Origin of the sequence: Butyrivibrio sp. WCD3002 (assembly GCF_000424265.1) — a bacterium.
Lineage (GTDB): Bacteria > Bacillota > Clostridia > Lachnospirales > Lachnospiraceae > Butyrivibrio.
On sequence record NZ_AUJO01000012.1, the window covers coordinates 16263 to 35420 of the forward strand.

15 protein-coding genes are annotated in these 19158 nt (G+C 43.0%); 2 read left to right on the plus strand and 13 right to left on the minus strand.

Going from position 1 to position 19158, the window contains the following annotated elements; all coding sequences use genetic code 11:
- Positions 1–25: 25 nt before the first annotated feature.
- From G608_RS0111075 to G608_RS22505, 5 genes are read right to left on the minus strand one after another with little or no spacing between them, the layout of a single operon-like run.
- A complete protein-coding gene (locus tag G608_RS0111075; protein WP_026496079.1) occupies positions 26–1597 on the minus strand; it encodes an extracellular solute-binding protein in 1572 nt (523 codons plus the stop codon).
- Positions 1598–1607: 10 nt separating this feature from the next.
- Entirely contained in the window at positions 1608–2651 is a 1044-nt protein-coding gene (locus G608_RS0111080; RefSeq protein WP_026496080.1) for a LacI family DNA-binding transcriptional regulator, read from the minus strand.
- Positions 2644–4209 (minus strand): 4-alpha-glucanotransferase, encoded by a 1566-nt coding sequence (gene malQ, locus G608_RS0111085; protein ID WP_255345337.1) that lies wholly within the window; start codon positions 4207–4209, stop codon positions 2644–2646. Before malQ ends, G608_RS0111080 begins: the two co-directional genes overlap by 8 nt.
- 49 nt (positions 4210–4258) lie before the next feature.
- Positions 4259–5185, minus strand: coding sequence for a carbohydrate kinase family protein (locus G608_RS0111090; RefSeq protein ID WP_026496082.1), 927 nt, complete (start codon positions 5183–5185; stop codon positions 4259–4261).
- A 53-nt stretch (positions 5186–5238) separates the two neighbouring features.
- On the minus strand, positions 5239–5841 hold the full coding sequence (locus G608_RS22505) for a TetR/AcrR family transcriptional regulator (protein ID WP_051209208.1): 603 nt from the start codon (positions 5839–5841) through the stop codon (positions 5239–5241).
- Between the two features lie 165 nt (positions 5842–6006).
- Here G608_RS22505 and G608_RS22510 point away from each other — a divergent pair, with 165 nt between their 5' ends.
- Positions 6007–6351: a hypothetical protein gene (locus G608_RS22510; RefSeq protein WP_051197945.1), complete on the plus strand. Its 345-nt coding sequence runs from the start codon at positions 6007–6009 to the stop codon at positions 6349–6351.
- Between the two features lie 63 nt (positions 6352–6414).
- Here G608_RS22510 and G608_RS0111105 read toward each other — a convergent pair whose 3' ends face one another.
- The 6 genes from G608_RS0111105 to G608_RS0111130 form a co-directional block, all read right to left on the minus strand.
- Positions 6415–7839, minus strand: a complete 1425-nt coding sequence (locus G608_RS0111105) for a GGDEF domain-containing protein (protein WP_081677395.1) — start codon at positions 7837–7839, stop codon at positions 6415–6417.
- A 279-nt stretch (positions 7840–8118) separates the two neighbouring features.
- A complete protein-coding gene (locus G608_RS0111110; protein ID WP_026496084.1) occupies positions 8119–8982 on the minus strand; it encodes a DUF2225 domain-containing protein in 864 nt (287 codons plus the stop codon).
- 24 nt (positions 8983–9006) lie between these two features.
- The gene (locus tag G608_RS0111115) at positions 9007–10668 is read right to left on the minus strand and encodes a glutamine--tRNA ligase/YqeY domain fusion protein (protein ID WP_026496085.1); all 1662 of its coding nucleotides are present in this window, start codon (positions 10666–10668) and stop codon (positions 9007–9009) included.
- 130 nt (positions 10669–10798) lie between these two features.
- Positions 10799–13456: a sensor domain-containing protein gene (locus tag G608_RS0111120; RefSeq protein WP_051209211.1), complete on the minus strand. Its 2658-nt coding sequence runs from the start codon at positions 13454–13456 to the stop codon at positions 10799–10801.
- 24 nt (positions 13457–13480) lie between these two features.
- Positions 13481–14935 (minus strand): IMP dehydrogenase, encoded by a 1455-nt coding sequence (gene guaB, locus G608_RS0111125; protein WP_026496087.1) that lies wholly within the window; start codon positions 14933–14935, stop codon positions 13481–13483.
- Positions 14936–14955: 20 nt separating this feature from the next.
- Positions 14956–15465 (minus strand): DUF6106 family protein, encoded by a 510-nt coding sequence (locus G608_RS0111130; RefSeq protein WP_242829380.1) that lies wholly within the window; start codon positions 15463–15465, stop codon positions 14956–14958.
- Between the two features lie 177 nt (positions 15466–15642).
- Between G608_RS0111130 and G608_RS0111135 the strand changes: the two genes are divergently transcribed.
- The gene (locus G608_RS0111135; RefSeq protein ID WP_026496089.1) at positions 15643–16416 is read left to right on the plus strand and encodes a hypothetical protein; all 774 of its coding nucleotides are present in this window, start codon (positions 15643–15645) and stop codon (positions 16414–16416) included.
- A 100-nt stretch (positions 16417–16516) separates the two neighbouring features.
- On the opposite strand, the gene G608_RS0111140 is transcribed toward G608_RS0111135, so the two are convergent.
- Positions 16517–17836 carry an aspartate kinase gene (locus G608_RS0111140; protein WP_026496090.1) on the minus strand — a complete coding sequence of 440 codons (1320 nt, stop codon included), beginning with the start codon at positions 17834–17836 and terminating at the stop codon, positions 16517–16519.
- Positions 17837–17914: 78 nt separating this feature from the next.
- Entirely contained in the window at positions 17915–19120 is a 1206-nt protein-coding gene (locus tag G608_RS0111145) for a homoserine dehydrogenase (RefSeq protein WP_026496091.1), read from the minus strand.
- Between the last annotated feature and the right edge of the window lie 38 nt (positions 19121–19158).

The following is a 19158-nucleotide window of genomic DNA, read 5'->3' on the forward strand; positions in this document are numbered from 1 at the left end:
TCATCCTCCCAATTGCATTAAGTATTTAGTATTTAATTGCACCGCTGTCAAAATAGGCAGCTCTTTCATCGAGTATCTCTCCGAGACCATTCTTCATAAGCCTGTTTTCCTCATCGAGCCTTATCTCATTAAAATCTGCCGGATTACAGCAAATAAGATTATATGCGTATTCAACCACCATCTGATCAAGCTTCGTCTGATATTTCGCCTCAGGCTCAAGAGATACATTACTTGTTAAGAAAAAGTAGTTGTCCGTGGTACATACATCATAGAACTTCTCATACCACTCCTGATCTGCCCAGTCAGATCCATAAGCCCATGTTGAAATCTGCTTTTCTCTGTCATTCTCGAAAAACAGGTTATTAACAATGCAGTAGTCATGAGGTGTTCCGGGATACTTATTTTCCTTAAGCTCATCGCTTGTAAGATCCCTTGGCGCACCCTTGTCTGTCAGCTTATGATCCGGTGTATATGCTACATCCACAGCGTTCTCAGTAACCGCAAGCCAGTTGAGGTACTTCATTACCGCATCTACCTTGTCCTTACTTCTGTTTGGAACCATGATATAAAGTCCGGTTGAAGGCTCACAGACATTCCTGTATCCGCCATTCGGAAGATCAAAACACATAACAGGATCAAAGCAGATATGACCTTCATTCTTATTCAGTTCAGCAAAAAGACTGAAGGGTGCAGTGTTATCATCCACGAAAAATCCAACCTTACCGCTCTTTATGGCCTCCATAAATTTTGTATTATCCTTGTCTGCGGCAAAATCCAGCGTTATAAGTCCGTCATTGTAGTATCTGTTAAGCTCCTTAAGTCCGATATTTGCTTCATCTGTAAGAACCAAAAATCTTTCCGAGTAAAGATATGAGTCCCTGGGGCTTAGCTCTTCGATAAATGATCCAACAAAACTGTTGTAGGCCTTCTCAGAGTTGATCGTACCGCCCATAGCCCAGGGTATAACGTCATCCACTCCGCCGGGATTCTTTTCTTTCACGGCGTAGAGGTATTTCTCAAGCTCTTCCTTATTAGTAGGCTCATTCATTCCAAGAGCTTCACACCAGTCTCTTCTGACATATGCCACATGCCTTGGCATCACAAAGCCTCTGTGCTTTACGATGGCTGCCTGCAGGTCATTGTACTGTCCCATCTTCTGCAGTTCACCGATGTTCTTCGAAATGTCCTTGCCATAATTCTTATAAGCCTCTGTCAGGTCGGATATCTGTCCCATGCCTGCCAGTTTTCCAAAAAGAGATTTGGAGTAAGAAAAAACTATGTCAGGTGCAGTTCCATCATCGATCATCTTCTGGACGGTTTCATTGGTGTTCTCTCTTTTTACAGAAGTAAAATGAACCTCAACTCCGGTCTCTTTTTGCACCTGATTTCTGATCCATACGGCAAGAGCGTTATCATCAAAGCCAACGCCATCCGGCAAATCTCCCCGATCCCAGATCATGCAGGTAATGTAGTTAGTATTGGCTTCATTGGGATCGAAGGTATCTTCGCCGCCAAAAAGGCCGCAGCCCACGCACGACACTACAAGTACTGCCGCCAATAAAATACTGATGATTTTCTTAATGTAGCTTCCCCTCATAAAAGCCTCATTATTCTACGAAATGCTTGATTGTCGATTCGCCTATTATAAGTTCTCCCGGAAAAACAATATGTCTGTGACTGCTTCTTGACTCAATGATGTCAAAAAGAAGCTTCACCGTTTCCCTTGAAATCTGATCTAAAGGCTGACTGATTGTAGTAAGTCTGGGATTTGAATATCTCCCAATCTCCATTCCGTCAAAGCCGCATACGCTGATATCCTCAGGTACCCTTAAGCCCGCATCGGCAATAGCTCTCATGGCACCTATTGCCAAAAGATCTGTCACGCAGAAAATTGCTGATATATCTTTTCCCGACTCAATAATTCTCTGGGTGGTTCTATAGCCATTCTCCACTGAGAAATGCTCCATGGTCTGATCTACATAAAAAATATTCCCTTCATCAACAGGAATCTTCCTCATGACAAAAGCATCACGATATCCTTCCAGACGAAGGTGTCCGACAGAGCGCCTTCCCATAGCCTCGGTTATTATGGCTATATTGGTGTGCCCAAGATTCATAAGATATTGAGTTATATGTCTTGCTTCAATCCTATCGTCAACCGATACTGTGGAATACTCCGCAGTGGTGTTTTCATCAAGAAGAGTGGCACCTATAGTTGAGAAAACAGCCGGAATCTTAAGCTCACGGAGCTTTTGTCTTGACTGCTCCGTTCCTCCTCCGAGGAAAATAATTCCCCTTAAGCGTTTTTCATTTTCAAGCTCAAGAGCAACGTCCGCTTCATCCTCCTCCGCACCTGCATGGCGAAGGACCAGGGCATAATTCTGCCTGTCTATCTCCTTCTCCAGAATATCTATCATGGGTGTGAAAAAAGGATTGGTGATTCCCTTTATAACAACACCGATACACTTGGCATCGGTGCGCTTTAAATTTCTTGCACTGTCATTTGGAACATACCCCGTTTCCTTTATGACAGAAAGAACCTTTTCTCTGGTTTTGGCGCTTACGTCCAAATGTCCGTTGATGACGCGGGAGACTGTGCTGACACCAACGCCGGACAGTCTTGCCACATCAACAATAGTAATCTTAGACATTAGCACATCTTCCGTAGGTCTTTGCCATATCCTTCATTCTCTCGGCAAGCTCAGGTGTGATGGCATCACTCTTCATACGCCATGTCCAGTTCTTACCAAGTGTTGAAGGTGTATTGATTCTGGCTTCGCTTCCAAGCTCCAGATAGTCCTGCATAGGAATAATAGCTGTATCCGATACGCTCATGAAGGTAGCCCTTATGAACTCCCAGGTCACATTCTTATTGGACTTAAGGTTCAGATACTTCTTAGCGAAAGCCTTATCGGTTCTCGGAATGGTCTTAAACCATCCAAGGGTTGTATCGTTATCGTGGGTTCCGGTGTAAACGATACTGTTCTTCACATAGTTGTGAGGCAGATAATCACTCTCTTCTCTTGCATCGAATGCAAACTGCAAAATCTTCATTCCGGGGAACCCTGTCTTTTTAACAAGGGCAATTACAGAAGGTGTGAGGTATCCAAGATCCTCAGCGATGACTCTGATATTGCCAAGCTCCTTCTTCATTACATCAAAAAGCTTGTAGCCGGGGCCCTTTACCCATTTACCGTTCTCAGCTGTGGGATCGCCGTAAGGAATTGAATAATACTCATCAAAACCTCTGAAGTGATCGATTCTGATAACGTCATAAAGCTTGTAGCAGCCGCGGATTCTTGCGATCCACCACTTAAAGCCTGTCTCTTCATGATAATCCCACTTATAGAGCGGATTACCCCAAAGCTGTCCTGTTCTTGAAAAAGCATCTGGCGGACATCCCGCAACAGCTATCGGAAGATTCTTCTTATCAAGCTGGAAAAGCTGCGGATTTGCCCATGTATCCGCAGAATCGAAAGCCACGTAAATCGGAATATCACCGATGATATCTATTCCCTTGCTGTTAGCATAAGCCTTAAGCTCAAACCACTGCTTCATGAAAAGGAACTGGATGAACTTATGAAGACCGATCTTATCAGCATATTTTTTCTTTGCTTCATCAAGATCCTTCTTCTTTCTGAGGCGAAGACCCTCAGGCCACTCAACCCAGCTAAGACCGTCATAGCGCATCTTAAGAGACATATAAAGAGCATAGTCCTCTACCCAATCTGCGTTTTCCTTAACAAAAGCATCGAATTCTTTCTTGAGCTCAGCCTTAGGCTTTTTCTTGCTATTTGCAGAAAGGCCGCTGTTAACATAAGCTGTCTCCAAAACCACATAGCGGTTCTTGAAAAGACGCTCATAATCAACATGCTCAGGATCTGAACCAAAATTAACCTTCTCAAGATCTGCAGCCTTAAGATAGCCTTCCTCGATAAGCTTCTCAAGATCCACAAAATAGGGATTTCCTGCATAGGTTGAGAATGACTGATACGGAGAGTCTCCGTAGCTTGTGGGTCCAAGAGGCAGAAGCTGCCAGTAGCTCTGACCAGCATCTGCAAGGAAATCTACATACTCGTATGCCTCCTTGGAAAATGTGCCGATTCCGTATTTAGACGGAAGGCTGAAAATGGGCATAAGCACACCGCATTTTCTTGGATTCTTTACTTTCTTTGCCATTTCAATTTGTCCTTCTTTATATGTAAAAATTTGTATTACCTAAAATTAATACGCGATAACCACCCAAAGGCATCAATTTTTACAGCCCATTATCACGAATACCCCAGATAAGATTTCTCCACTGATCCATCTGCTCTGTGGTCATGAATCCGTTTGATGTTCCCATATAACCAATCTTGTAGGATGAGAACAGCAGTGCATTCTTAATAGCATTAACAGAATCGCCTGTCTCCTGATAGTAGTGAAGGAAGCATGCAAAAAGCGCATTACCTGCACCGACAGTATTGACGATCTCGTTTGTCTTAACCGTCTTATAATCTGCGATGAACTCTCCCTTCTTATCAAAGAGGATTACACCCTTTGAACCGCGACCCATAATGATGATCTCTGTTCCGTAGGTCTTACTGATTCCCCTTATGAAATCATAGGGATCCTCTTCCAGCTGATCATCCGAGAAATAAAGGATTGATGCAGCATCCAGGAAATCTCTGTTATATTTTTCCTTCTCTCTGCAGAAATTACGGATATTTACCGCAAGCTTTTTACCATGCTCGGCAGCTGCTATTGCAAAAGGTCTGCAGAAGTTAGCATTTGCAAGAACCATCATGTCAGCCCAGCCTGCAAGAGGTGCAAACATGGACATGTCATATACCTTATCTCGAAGGTCCTTGATATCCTCAAAAATCTGCTTCTGTCTGTCCTTATCATAAAGGATGACACAGTTCGGGGTTTCTTCCATCATCTGAACCACATAATTAGTGGACAGCTGAATCTTGTTTCCGGGCGGATTAAGCTCATCAACAGACCTGTCACGGCCGATTATAGACATAAATTCAACCTCATCTCCGAGCCATCTGAGCGCAAGAGATTCATTGTAAGCATCCCCGCCAAGACCGGTGTAGATCGAATTGACCTGAGTTGTTAAGGGAGCATAGGTTATCGGAACCTTGTCCACTCTGACAATCGTTTCAACCTGCGTAATACCAGCAACCACAAATTTACCCATTTTGTGCCTCCTTAATTTCTCCGGAAAAATCCGGCAATTTTACTTCACGGTAATCAGTCGTATGTCAAAACTCTTAGCATCTCCAGATATCTGATGACCTCAGCAAGATAATCATCAGCTCTGAAATCGCCCTCCCTAAACCTGCCTTGCAGCACTCCTTCCTTTGTCATCTCCACTATATTCTCAACCAGCTCATAATTGGCATCCTGTTTAAATCTTGTTATATCGCCCCTGTCCAGGATACTCTTTAAGTTCGCCTCGAAAGCTTCTCTCGCAGGAAGAATGGCAGTTGCAGCTTCTGGAGTATCTTCTCTGGCTGCACTGTACAAAAACAGACGAATGTAAGGATACTGCTTCATACAGGTTGCAAGCACCTTCTCAACTTCCTCCCTAATTGTAAAAAAGTCTGTCTCATCCTTGGAAATACCCGTGTTGATCTCAATATTTATAACACGGGTGCTGTAATCGTAGACGAATTGATATAACCCCAGCTTGGTTTCGAAATAATGAAAAATTAACCCCTTACTAATTCCGGCCATTCTCACTATATCATCAGTGCTCGCATGCATATAACCGCCAAGTGCGAATGCCTTAAGCGCTGCATTGATTATTCGGTCCTGCTTTTCTTTCTTTAAGTCAAAAAACTTCTCATTCATAGAAAAAGGATCTCCTGTGATTGACCGGCTTAGTCCATTTAAATATAGCATTTTCTGGCATTTTTTTCAACGATTTAATCTCAAGTGCTTTTCTTATCTGACAATTTGTATTAAAATCAATTTATGTTCTGTTGTATTTTTTACAAATCCAAGCAGGGCTACATTATGAAGGGAGAATATATGTCTAAGCATTTTGGAAAAATAGTTCTTTTTGCAGCTGCTGCAGGCGCTGCCGCTGCAGGTGTTTATTATTATCTTACACAGAAGGATTCAGATTTTGATGATGACTTCGATGATTTTGAGGAATTTGATGAAGAGGATCTTGATGATGAGGAGCCTAAGAGTTCCATCGGACGTCACTATGTAAGCCTCAATTCTTCAGCTGCTGAAGAGGATCTTGCAGACGAAGATGATGATTCTGAAGATAGCGAGCCCGTTAAAACAGAAGAGTTCTTCGATGATGAAGACGATGATATAAATGATCTCAAGAAGATGGACGGCGCACTTTGATTTACCAAATATGAGATTTTTATGGCCCGCAGGATTATCTTGATCCCGCGGGTCTTTTTATAGTCATCTGTAACTTCCGTTAACTCTTTTGAACTCTTTCTTATATTCGTACATCCGCTGGTCAGCTCTTTTTAGTACTTCCTCAACTGACTTGTCAAGCAATGGATCAAAGATTGCATGTCCATAAGAAGCCGAGTACCTGTAGTACGGTTCTACTTCCATATTGTTGTAAGCCGCTGTGAAAGCATTCTCCATATCATCTACAAGTTCCATCCTGGTATCATAATCAGCATCCTTTAGAATGACCACAAATTCATCCCCGCCAATTCGAAATACCGGCGATTTCTTGAAAGCGTTGCATATAATACTACAACACCCCTTTATATATTCATCGCCCAGCTCGTGGCCATAAGTATCATTCACATACTTAAGATTATTCACGTCAATCATCACGAAGCCAAAACAAAACAGCTTTTTCTCATCAACATCTTCCTGCAACTTAGCTATAGCGCCATTGTAGGCCGTTTTACTGCCAACGGAAGTCAGGGCGTCCTTGTAGGCCGTTTCGCTTATTTCTTCTATCTCATTCTTGGCCCTGTTGAAGCTGGACACATAATAAGCACTGTCCTTAAGCGAAAGAAGCAAAGCGTTATACAGCTCATCTATCTCATTATTCAGATGAATGTTCAGTGATTCGAATCCGTTTAGGTTATCGAACCTGTCTTTGTCTGTATCAAACTTAAAGGACTGGATACAGCTTGTCATCTTTTCAAGGGGTCTGAACAGAATTACAGAGAGCAGGATATTTACACCTATGATAACAGCAAGTATTACAACCGTTATTACCACCAACAGCTCAATAATAAACTGGATTCCTTTTCCGTACAGCTCATTGAGAGAGAAATCAACACCCATACTGCACATATAATTACCTTCGCTGTCCATTACCGGCTTGATATACGCAAGGAACGTAACTTCCCTCTCGCCTATCCGGTTTTTTTCAAATACACATTCCTGACCGGAAATCATTCGGTCATAGACAGCGGCGGTCTCTTCGTCTGCTAAATAAGTATTTCCAACCGTGGCGATAGATCCATAGAGCGTACTGTCCTCGCCTGTCTCAATCATATCCACGATCACACGACCGTTTAACGGACCATCTTCTTTATCCTTGTAAAACTTATATATGTATATGTGTTTTACATCAAGGTAGCTATCCATAATGAGCTTATAATGCTCAGTAAGATCTTTATACTCGTCTAAGGAATAATTATTCTCCATATAATAATCTATCTTCTGGGCATCAAAGTTCTCAGCCATAAGCATAGTTATGCCTTGTGCCATCTTAACGTGCTTCTCCACGTTAATTTCTTCGTATCTCTTATATGAAATACCGATTATCGATGAGCCTAATATCAGAAGGCTCAATATAATGATAGATGGTATGCGGTATTTGAGGCTCATGTATTTTTTCAAAATCCGCTTCATAAAATACCCTCGACTGCTAACTCCCTATGGCATTCCCTTTACCGGTAAAATCGGCAACTGCTACTATAATTATCTCATTATTTTACATTGATAAAAATTAAAAAAAAGTAAAAAATGTAAAGTCTCTATTGCTTACCAGGACTGGGGTTACAGCATTAAACTAATGTCTGAATCGCAAAGAAAAAGAGGATATCGTAACATCTCCGACATCCTCTTGGATTCTTTTTGTTGTCCGGGCCAAGGTTAACTTAATGATATAATCCCGGTCTTTTCTATGTTTTATGCCTGTGCAGGAGGATTATTCTTCATATCCTCAGCAATCTTTTCCTTAAGGTCTTTTGCCTTCTCCTTAAGACGTGAGTTAGCTGTTCTTGACATGATGATATTTCCGACCATCTTGTTGGCAAGATCATAATCCTTAACCTCGAGACCGATGGCAGCCATGAGATAGTCAAGAGTAAGCTCATCCATTCCGGCAATAGGAGGTGTCTCACTCTGTCTAGCAATTACAAATCCGTCGAGAGCCTTTTTAAGAAGCTCAAGCTCCTCAGCCTTATTGGCCTTCTGCTTATCCTCATAGCCCTCTGTCGCAGGGTCCATGTGCTCGTTCTCGCCGCGGATAAGCCATGCCATCTTAAGGCAAAGGTATGCCTTCTCTGAGTTCTTGGATTTCTTAACCATTGCTGTAGCAATAGCCAGTTCGTATCTCATTCTGGCTTCTTCGTAGGTGTAGGTCACCTTGCCGAACTCATGCTTTTTATAGTTGGCACTAATCTTATTCTTGATCTCATCGATCTGGAACTTGGTCAGATTTCCATAGTATTTTGCCAGAGTGGAATATCCACAGTTAGGACAGGTAACTATGTCGTACTTGCTTGGGTCAATCTCATTGTATGTGTTTCGAAGATCCACATCCTGGCTCTTAACACGCACTTTTCCTGATCTTACTGTCTTAGAATCAAATGCAGTGTCACAGATAGGGCAAGTGTATTTCTTGTCAAAAACAAGAGTCTCCTCATTTAGAGGCAGAGCCTGCCTTTTAGGCTCTTCCTTTTTTGCTGCCTTCTTTTTAGGATCCTCGTAGAGTTCTTCCTCTTCAAGTGCTCCAAGTCCAAATTTCTTAAGTCCGTCTAAAAATCCCATTTTGTCTCCTCTATGATATCTAACTTACGCCTTCGGTAAAACAAATGAACTCTTAAGTGAAACGATGCGGTTAAATACAGGTGCTCCATCCTTGGAGTCCTTACTGTCTACACAGAAAAATCCATTTCTTACAAACTGGAATTTATCATAAGCCTTAGCTTCCATAAGCTCGGGCTCCAGCTTAGCATTCTCAATAACTGTGATGGAATTGGGGTTTAAGTTAAGTGAACCGTCTTCGTTATAGACACCCTTTTCCTCATCAATAATGTTCTCGTAAAGTCTTACTGTGGCTTCGCCGCACTTATCAGCTGATACCCAGTGAATTGTTCCTTTTACTTTTCTGCCATCGGGGCTGTCACCGCCCTTGGTCTCAGGATCGTATGTGCAGTGAATCTCTGTAACATTGCCATCAGCATCCTTCACACAGCCTGTGCAGGTAACGAAATAAGCGTTCATAAGACGAACCTCGTTACCGGGGAAAAGTCTGAAGTACTTCTTCGGAGGCTCCTCCATGAAGTCCTCACGCTCAATCCAAAGCTCTTTTCCAAAAGGAATCTCTCTGTTTCCAAGCTCGGGAGCTTCCTTGTTGTTCTCTATAGGAAGCATCTCAATCTGTCCCTCGGGATAGTTATCGATGATGAGCTTTACCGGATCAAGGATAGCCATCATTCTCTTAGCCTTAGGCTTAAGATCCTCTCTTATGCAATACTCAAGCATTGCATAATCAGCTGTTGAATTAGCCTTACTTACACCGCAGAGCTCAACGAATTTCTGAATTGACTCCGGTGTGAAGCCGCGACGTCTAAGGGCTGCTATTGATACAAGTCTGGGATCATCCCATCCGTCAACTATGCCGTCCTCAACCAGCTTCTTGATATATCTTTTTCCTGTAACCACGTTCTGGAGATAGAGCTTTGCAAACTCAATCTGACGTGGCGGATTCTCATATTCGCACTCGATCTTAACCCAGTCATAGAGCGGTCTGTGGTCCTCAAACTCCAGTGTACAGATGGAATGTGTGATTCCCTCTTCAGCATCCTCGATAGGATGTGCAAAATCATACATAGGATAGATGCACCACTTATCGCCTGTGCGGGCATGTGTCATATGAGCAACTCTGTAGATGATGGGATCACGCATGTTGATATTAGGTGATGCCATATCGATCTTTGCTCTGAGAGTCATTGCACCGTCTTCAACGCTGCCGTTTTTCATCTCTTCAAAAAGACGAAGGTTCTCTTCTACGCTTCTGTCTCTGTTAGGGTCGTTTTTACCGGGCTCTGTAAGAGTTCCTCTGTACTCACGCATCTCTTCAGCAGTGAGCTCTGAAACATAAGCCTTACCCTTCTTAATAAGCTTAACCGCATTCTCATACATCTTATCGAAATAATCGGATGCATGGAAAAGTCTGTCCTCATAATCAGCCCCAAGCCAGTTCACATCCTCGATGATAGCGTCCATGAACTCGGACTTCTCTTTGGTGGGGTTGGTATCGTCAAATCTCATGTTGAATTTGCCGTTATATTCTTTTGCAAGACCATAGTTTAAAAGTATGCTCTTAGCGTGACCGATATGTAAAAATCCATTCGGCTCAGGAGGAAATCTTGTTACAACGTGGTCGTAAACACCTTCCTTTAAATCCTTGTCGATTTCCTGCTCAATAAAATTCCTTGATTCTTCTGACATTTTCTGTAATTCCAATCTAATATACTTTAATTCGTGACAGTGAAGCCTCAAAGCGAGACTTCACCGCTTATATTATTCTACCACACAATGCAAGCCCTTTGCATCTCATAGGAAAAACCGCGGTTTTACGCTACTTTACGAATTTCTTTTCAAAATCCGCAGCATTAAGAGGCTCAGAGAAATACTGGCCCTGCGCCAGAGGAACATTTAAATCCTTCAAAACGTTAAGCTGCTGCTTTTTCTCGATACCCTCAACGCAGACTTCGGCATTTATGGCGCCGGAGAGATCCATAAGGGACTGAACGAGAGATGCCGCATAGTTTTCTTTTCCAAGCTCACTTGTTATGGTCCTGTCTATCTTAACAACAGCGAAAGGATATGCACGCAGTCCGCTTAAGGAACTGTAACCCGTTCCGAAATCATCAAGAGAAAGCATTACGCCCATCTCACTGATTTTCTCTATGGCACCCTTTGTTCGCTCTGTGTTGTTCATGGTAAGAGCTTCGCCCACATCCAGGATCAGCTGATCGGGCCCTATTCCCGCTTCCTCAAGAGCTTCTCCTATCTTCGCTGAAATATCCGGCTGCATCAGCTGTACAACAGACATGTTTACATGAACCTTCATCTTGCGCTTAAGCTTCTTGCTCCACCTTCCGCACTGCTTGGTGGCTCTCCTAAGGACATACTCTCCGATAGGATTGATAAGTCCGAGATACTCAGCCAGTGACAAAAATTCTGCAGGGCTGACAATGCCCAGCGTCCTGCTGTCCCATCTCACAAAGGCCTCTGCTGCCACAAGCTGATCCTTATCATCTATCTGTAAAATAGGCTGATAGTAAACCTCAAACTCATTGCAGCTGTCCTCTACAGCCTTGTACATGGCTTTTTCCATATCAAGTCTTCGGATAGTGGATGCATCTATACTCTCGGAATACTGTGATATTCTGTTTTTACCTGACTTCTTGGCCTCGTACATGGCGATATCGGATTTACGGATAAGCTCCTCAACCGTATCTCCTGCCGTAGGAAATTCAACGATACCCATACTCATGGTGCAGTAGTAATCGCCATCCTTCAAGTACCAGGGTGTCGCAAAGGCTCTCTTTATCTCCTCAAGAATACTGTCAACTCTGTCATAGCTTTCAGGCGGAACAATAATTACAAACTCATCACCGCCCATTCTGTAACAGGAATTCTGTACGCCGTCTATTGACTTGATGGCCGAAGAGATATCCTGCAAAAGTACGTCGCCGTACTGATGTCCCAAACCGTCGTTGATCTTCTTGAAATCATCCAGATCCAGGTACATGAGCATACCCTTGGTATTGTTCTTTTTAGCCTGCTCAACGTAGGTCACAAGATCTCTCTCACAGCACAGTCTGTTGTAAAGACCTGTGAGGAAATCAGTGTAGGCCTGCTGCTCTATGCGTTTTTGATATATCTTTTTCTCAGTGATCTCATAGATTGCACAGAGGGATACAAGTCTTCCGTCAACCCACTTGATCCTGGTGTAATACAGATCAAACCATCTGTCCTTTGCTTCGTAGTATATCTCATAGTTTCCGCTGTGACTTCTTGGCGGAATATTTCCCTCAAAAAGATCCTTAAGAGTATTCTTCTGAAGCTCCTTTGCAAAGTGCTTCTTAAGACTTCTGTTTGCAAAAAGCAGCTCATCGGTCTTCATGCACCTTACATAGATGGCACTACCTACATTATCAAGTACTGCCTCTAAGGAATTGAAGGAGCTTGCAATGGAATTTCTCTGAATTCTCTTGGTAATGATATTCTGAAGGATCTTGATGGAATCGTTTATGAATTTTATATCATTGACGATCCATTCGCGGTTCTCTTTTGTTTCTGCAAAGCAGGCATAGAAGGGTATCTGATCCGCAATAACGATAGGTGCTGCAACAACTGCATAAACTCCAAGGTCCTCAAGCTGCTCCCTTTCACCGGCATTCATAGTGGTACTTCCGGATACGGCAACCATCTGAGAGCTTCCGATAAACCAGCACCTTTCAAGGTCCTCTGTTTCCTCGAAAACGTTGTATGCTCCGTCGCACTTCCACTGAACTATCACATCCATCAGATTGTCTTCCTGATGCATCCTTGTGATAAATGAATTGCTGATGCCCAGATAATCACATATTTTCTGGAGAATCTGAAGCATAATGACTTCAATCTCATCATCGCTGTCAAGAAGCGATACTATCTCCGTCATTATCTCAGCGCGATGGAAGGAGACCTTGAAATCCTCTGATCTCTTAAAGTTCTCCGCAGTGGAAGCTGCAGCATCATCCTCTGTCTTTTTTGCCCGAACCATGGCAACAGTAGTAATCCTGACAAAGTCAAGAATGTTATAAAATTCTTTTTCAGTTATTATATGGGGAAAATCTGTTATAGGTTCTACATCATACAGATCCGGCTCATACTCAATATCCTTAATGACACCGCATATTATCCATACGAGCTTTGCCTTGCCTTCGACCTTGGCAGCGACAGCAGCAATCCGAAGATTGGGGATCAGCGTCCGCTCTACGGCCTGATCCTCTAAATCACCTTCGGTTACTCTCTGAAAAATGTTTCTGATATGAATATCATCAACAGCTTTTTTGATTGTGGAAACCTCGAGAGGGCTTCCTGAAAAATCGGAGATCTTCTCTCCTGACATATCCAAACAGCATAAATAGACTCCTGCTATGGATGTAAAGGCATCCTGCCATCTCCGGAGTTCTTTATCCCGCACCTTTATTGAATTTGCTGAGTTTTTATGGCCTTCTCGTTCCAAAAAACCCGCCTCCTTGAATATGTATTATTCGTCTACACTATAATTTGGCGCTTCTTTTGTAATATGAATATCATGAGGATGACTCTCTTTAAGTGCTGCGCTCGTCATCTTAATGAACTGACCATTTTCTTTTAACTTATCTATTGTATCACATCCGCAATAGCCCATACCTGAACGGAGTCCGCCGATAAGCTGGAATACTGTATCCTCTACAGTTCCCTTGTATGCCACACGGCCTTCAACACCCTCGGGAACCAGCTTCTTGGCACCTTCCTGGAAGTATCTGTCCTTAGAACCGTTCTCCATGGCTGCAATTGATCCCATTCCACGGTAAACCTTATACTTTCTGCCCTGGAAAAGCTCGAAATCGCCGGGAGCCTCATCGCATCCTGCAAACATTGAACCCATCATTACAAGATTTCCGCCTGCAGCGATTGCCTTTGTGATATCTCCTGAGTACTTGATACCGCCATCAGCGATGATCGGGATACCATACTCTTTTGCAACTGAGTAGCAGTCCATGATTGCTGTGATCTGAGGAACACCGATACCTGCTACAACACGGGTTGTACAGATTGATCCGGGTCCGATACCAACCTTAACAGCATCAGCGCCTGCTTCGATAAGAGCCTTAGTAGCAGCAGCTGTAGCTACGTTACCGGCGATAACCTGAAGATCCGGGAATTTCTCCTTGATCATACGGAGGCATCTGAGAACGTTCTCTGAATGTCCGTGAGCAGAATCAAGAACAACACAGTCAACCTTTGCATCAACAAGAGCTGCAACACGGTCAAGGCAGTTAGCACTGATACCAACACCTGCGCCGCAAAGAAGACGTCCCTGGTCATCCTTAGCTGAAAGAGGATACTTGATGGTCTTTTCAATATCCTTAATTGTAATAAGTCCTACAAGATTGTAGTCGTCATCAACGATGGGAAGCTTTTCCTTCTTGGACTTTGCAAGAATCTGCTTAGCTTCCTCAAGTGTGATGCCTGCCTTAGCAGTAACAAGATTCTCACTTGTCATAACATCCTTGATCTTCTGATCAAAGTTCTTCTCGAATTTAAGATCACGGTTGGTGATGATACCAACGAGCTTTTTGCCCTCAGTGATCGGAACACCTGAAATTCTGAACTTAGCCATAAGCGCATCAGCATCAGCAAGTGTATGCTCGGGAGAAAGTGAAAAAGGATCTGTAATAACACCATTCTCAGATCTTTTAACCTTATCAACTTCGTCGGCCTGTGCCTCAATTGACATATTTTTATGGATGATACCGATACCACCCTGTCTTGCCATTGCGATAGCCATGCGGTGCTCGGTTACTGTATCCATACCTGCACTCATCATGGGGATATTAAGCCTAAGCTTCTTTGTAAGCTGTGTGCTTACGTCAATCTCATTAGGTACAACCTGTGAATAAGCAGGTACCAAAAGTACGTCGTCAAATGTAATTCCTTCGCCGATAATCTGTCCCATTATTACTCCTCTTTCCTTCCTTAATCTGTAAATACTTTACGTGGTGCCACGTTTTTAACTGCTTCAATCATCTGAGAGTTTGGTTCAAAAATAACCTTTTCTCTGCCGTCATAGTACATAGTATATGTAGGATCCGGCTGCTCATTTGTTCCAGATGAAAAATCAAGTGTTCTGTAATTTGTGTTCTTACGATAATCGTCCAGATGATAGGACCTTGATGGAGCCAGGGCTTCCATTTTATCGGTCTCAAAAACCGCTACCCTTTTTCTCCTGCTCTTGTTTAGAATCTTGTCTACTGTGATCTCTCTCTCACAGTACTGATACTCATACTCAATAGAAGCATTGAGTGATACGAAGTAACCCGCTACACCAAAAACAATACATGCGATTACGAGCACGATCATGCCGCCCAAAAATCCCATAATAAAAGCGAGAGCTGCCAGCGTGAAAAGCACATACTTAAGAATCTGCATTAGAGGTGATGCTTTTCTGGCAACCATAACTTCTACGTAACTGTTGTCGTTCATCATATTGATTTCCTTCCGATTGACTTTTTAAAGGATATGATATATTAACATACAATAACTTGCAATAATAATTATAACTAGAAAAAAGAAAAAAATTAATAATAAAAACTAAGATTTCTTATAATATTCACAAAATTGTTTTATAATCATAAAGTTATTATAGAAAAAAGGAGTTTCAACATGAATATAAATGAAGAAAAAAGACACCAGTGGCAAGCGCTGAAGGGCATGGGCTTCAAGGCATACCTTGAGTATTTCTGGGATTATTATAAAATTCACACCTTTGTAGCGATTTTTACAGTGGTAATGCTGGTTATGCTGGTCCGTGATATCAGCTCCAACAAGCCCTATGCACTGAATGCCATGTTTGTAAATGCTGCATCCTTCATCGGCTCTGACACCCTGGAAGCAGAGTTCGCAGAGGCTCAGGGTATTAATACAGATGAAGAAGAAGTATATATCGACACAACAACTTCTCTCTCAGCTGATGGAGCAGGCGGCCAGATGGATTACACCACCATGGAGAGAATATATGCAATGATAGCTGCAAGAGAACTTGATGTTTTCGCAGCTGACCCTCAGCTTTTTGAGAAATACACCCAAAGCGAGATGTTCATTGATCTTAGAGAGGTTTACTCAGAGGATGAGCTTGCAGCTTTTGGTGATAAGGTCTACTACATGGACTACACAGAAGTACTTAAGGCAAAAGAAGAAGCCGCAAAGGCTCTCGAAAGCGGAGAGATGGTTACTGAGGAAGAAGAAGGAAACTACGAATTTGTAAGAAGAGATCCTTCCGAAATGGATCAGCCTGTTCCCGTTGGCATCATTCTTGCAGACAATCAAAAGCTCACAGACAATGAATGCTACATCGGAGTTACACCAATCGCCGGTATCGTTGCAAGTACAGATCACCCGGAAGTATCAAAGGCCTTCATTGATTTTCTTTTAAAGTAAATCTTATAAAAGACATTAGATAGATTTCACAATAACTAAAAAGAGCTTCGCGCTGTTCACCAAAATGAATACGCGAAGCTCTTTATTTTCTCTAATGCTATTAAAGCTGTGTCATTACGAAGATATCGTAAATAGCCTTGATTGCTTTTTCAAAATCCTTACTCTCCACACCGATGATGATGTTAAGCTCGGATGAACCCTGATCGATCATGCGGCAGTTTACGTTTACATGAGCAAGGGCTGAGAAGATTCTTGCTGCAGTACCGCGCTGTCTCTTCATTCCGCGGCCAACTACCGCGATAAGCGCAAGGTCTGATTCGATCTCGAGAAGATCAGGCTTTGCAAGGCGGTGAATCTCTGAAACAACTGCCTGCTCCTTATCAATGAAATCCTCCTGAGCAACAAACACTGTCATGGTATCGATTCCAGAAGGAACATGCTCGATGGAGATGTTCTGATCTTCAAAGGCCTGAAGAACTCTTCTTACAAATCCAACCTCTGAATTCATCATATCCTTGTTGATATTCACACAGCAAAAGCCCTTCTTACCGGCGATACCGGTGATTGTAAACTTTGATTTCTTTGCTGTGGACTCAACGATCCAGGTTCCCAGATCGTCAGGTCTGTTGGTATTTCTGATGTTGATCGGAATGCCCTCTTTTCTTACAGGGAAAATTGCGTCCTCGTGAAGAACTGAAGCACCCATGTATGCAAGCTCTCGAAGCTCTGTATAAGTGATTGTCTCAATGGGCTGAGGTCTGTCAACGATTCTGGGATCAGCTACAAGGAAGCCTGATACATCAGTCCAGTTCTCATAAACATCAGCGTGAATTGCTCTTGCGATGATGGAACCTGTGATATCAGATCCGCCTCTTGAGAAGGTCTTTATTCTTCCATCCTCGTAGGCTCCGTAAAATCCGGGGATTACTGCGTTCTCAACGCCCTTGAGTCTCTTTGCAACTCTTCTGTTTGTGATCTCAGCATCGAATGTGTCGTCATCATCAAAAAGAACAACGTTCTTGGGATCAACGAACTCAAAGCCAAGATAATTTGCCATCAGAACGCCGTTAAGATACTCACCTCTTGAAGCAGCGTAGTCTTTTCCAGCTTTTGCCTTGAACTGTTTCTCGATTTCGGAAAACTCATCCTTAAGGGAAAGCTTAAGCTTAAGTCCCTTGATGATCTCGTTATATCTTGCCTCGATTGCTGAGAGCTGCTTGGAAAAATCCTTACCCTCTTCAGCAAGTGCATAGGTCTGATACAACATATCGGTAACCTTAGTGTCACTGTCGCTGCGCTTACCGGGAGCAGATACTACTACGAATTTTCTCTCGCTGTCTGAGTGAATGATCTCTGCTACCTTCTTGAACTGATTGGCATCAGCGCAGGAGCTTCCGCCGAACTTTACTACCTTACTCACTTTTCATAATCTCCTCTCAAAATCCTCATATCATATAACATCCCGAACCAACCTGATCCGGGAAGGTATAATACATTTTTACAGTAATCTGATATAGCCCTTGATATTGCCGAGTACTGTTATTTTTTCTTCAAAAGCTTTTTCAGTAATTACCTCTGTAACAAATGCAAATTCACCGTTTACGCCGGAAGCTGTAACCTCCTGTGCGCCGGAGAACTGGACAAGAGCAGCATCCTTAGCCGCAGCGTCCACTCTTACAAAGAACTGTCTCTCTGCATGCTCGTTGGACTCAACCTGCGCCGGAACATTTCTGAGGTTCCAGTCGATGTGCTTGCCCCTGTGCTTTACTATGTCGATCACGTCAGCTACAACAGCAGAAGCTGTAGCTTCCTTGCCGGCGCCTTTTCCGTAGTACATAACATCGCCCAGCATATTTCCGTGAACATCTATCGCATTGAAAACTCCGTTAACGGTAGCAAGCGGATTGTCAGCGCCAACCATGAAAGGTGCTACCATTGCGAAGAACTTGCCGTTTTTCCTCTCGCAGCTTCCAAGGAGCTTGATGGCTCTTCCAAGACTTCTTGCATATTCGAAATCCTCTGAAGAGATCTTGGTGATACCCTCTGTATAGATATCCTCGTGCTTTACGAACTGACCGCTCATAATGGAAGCAAGGATCGCTGTTTTTCTGCAGGCATCATGGCCCTCGATATCTGCCTCGGGATTTCTCTCAGCGTAACCCTTTTCCTGAGCAACCTTGAGAACAGAATCGAAATCTGCCTTTTCCTTATCCATCTTGGTAAGGATGTAGTTTGTTGTTCCGTTTAAGATACCTCTTATGGAATCAAGTCTCTCATGTCTGATTGAATCATTCATGGAACGAAGTACCGGAATTCCGCCGCCTACACTTGCTTCGAACAGATAGCTTACATTGTTTTTCTTGGCAAGCTCCACAAGCTCAGGTCCGTGTGCGGCAACCAGCTCTTTATTAGATGTACATACGCTCTTACCTGCTTCAAGTGCTCTCTTTTCAAAAGTAAAAGCAGGCTCGATTCCTCCCATAGTCTCGCAGATAACCTCTACCTCAGGATCGTTTAAGATCACATCGATATCATGAACGACTATTGATTCATGCTTATCCCCGGGAAACTCACGAAGATCAAGGATGTATTTAAGCTCAATATCTTCGCCTGCGCTGTCTGCGACCTGCGCACCGTTTGTATCCAAAACATATGCAACACCGCTCCCCACAGTGCCATATCCTAAAACCGCGATCTTTGCCATTACGAATTCCTCCTCTTTATGCCTGTATAGATAAATTT

Excerpts from the sequence above, each read along its gene's own strand:
- G608_RS0111075 (WP_026496079.1), bottom strand. The coding sequence starts at position 1,597 with ATGAGGGGAAGCTACATTAAGAAAATCATCAGTATTTTATTGGCGGCA.
- G608_RS0111080 (WP_026496080.1), bottom strand. The coding sequence starts at position 2,651 with ATGTCTAAGATTACTATTGTTGATGTGGCAAGACTGTCCGGCGTTGGT.
- G608_RS0111090 (WP_026496082.1), bottom strand. The coding sequence starts at position 5,185 with ATGGGTAAATTTGTGGTTGCTGGTATTACGCAGGTTGAAACGATTGTC.
- G608_RS22505 (WP_051209208.1), bottom strand. The coding sequence starts at position 5,841 with ATGAATGAGAAGTTTTTTGACTTAAAGAAAGAAAAGCAGGACCGAATA.
- G608_RS22510 (WP_051197945.1), top strand. The coding sequence starts at position 6,007 with ATGAAGGGAGAATATATGTCTAAGCATTTTGGAAAAATAGTTCTTTTT.
- G608_RS0111105 (WP_081677395.1), bottom strand. The coding sequence starts at position 7,839 with ATGAAGCGGATTTTGAAAAAATACATGAGCCTCAAATACCGCATACCA.
- G608_RS0111110 (WP_026496084.1), bottom strand. The coding sequence starts at position 8,982 with ATGGGATTTTTAGACGGACTTAAGAAATTTGGACTTGGAGCACTTGAA.
- G608_RS0111115 (WP_026496085.1), bottom strand. The coding sequence starts at position 10,668 with ATGTCAGAAGAATCAAGGAATTTTATTGAGCAGGAAATCGACAAGGAT.
- guaB (WP_026496087.1), bottom strand. The coding sequence starts at position 14,935 with ATGGGACAGATTATCGGCGAAGGAATTACATTTGACGACGTACTTTTG.
- G608_RS0111130 (WP_242829380.1), bottom strand. The coding sequence starts at position 15,465 with ATGATGAACGACAACAGTTACGTAGAAGTTATGGTTGCCAGAAAAGCA.
- G608_RS0111135 (WP_026496089.1), top strand. The coding sequence starts at position 15,643 with ATGAATATAAATGAAGAAAAAAGACACCAGTGGCAAGCGCTGAAGGGC.
- G608_RS0111145 (WP_026496091.1), bottom strand. The coding sequence starts at position 19,120 with ATGGCAAAGATCGCGGTTTTAGGATATGGCACTGTGGGGAGCGGTGTT.